The sequence below is a fragment of the Pseudomonas capeferrum genome, from assembly GCF_013523055.1.
Classification (GTDB): domain Bacteria; phylum Pseudomonadota; class Gammaproteobacteria; order Pseudomonadales; family Pseudomonadaceae; genus Aquipseudomonas; species Aquipseudomonas capeferrum_A.
The window spans coordinates 1-236 of sequence record NZ_JAAMQM010000092.1 but is presented as its reverse complement, the minus strand read 5'-3'; the positions used below and the strand labels follow the sequence as shown (position 1 = coordinate 236).

General features: G+C 61.4%; 1 protein-coding gene. It reads left to right on the top strand.

Features of this window, described 5'->3' with window-relative positions:
• Nucleotides 1-236, top strand: a 236-nt coding sequence (locus G7009_RS27435) for an immunoglobulin-like domain-containing protein (protein ID WP_181133397.1), incomplete at both ends; no start/stop codon positions are given.

Sequence of the window (236 nt, the reverse complement as noted above, 5' to 3'; positions counted from 1 at the left end):
TCACCCTCACCGATGGCACCACGATCACCATCCCGAGCGGCAGTACCGCCGGCACCGCCACCATCACTGCCAACGATGACGTGTATGTCGGTGGCCAGCCGACCATTGCCCAGACCATCACCGGTGTGACTGGTGATGCAGTCTTCGAGAACCTGATCACTGCTGGCAGCACCAACACAGTCGTCACTGACGAACCGGGAACTCCAGGTAATCCGGGTACCCCTGGCACGCCGAAC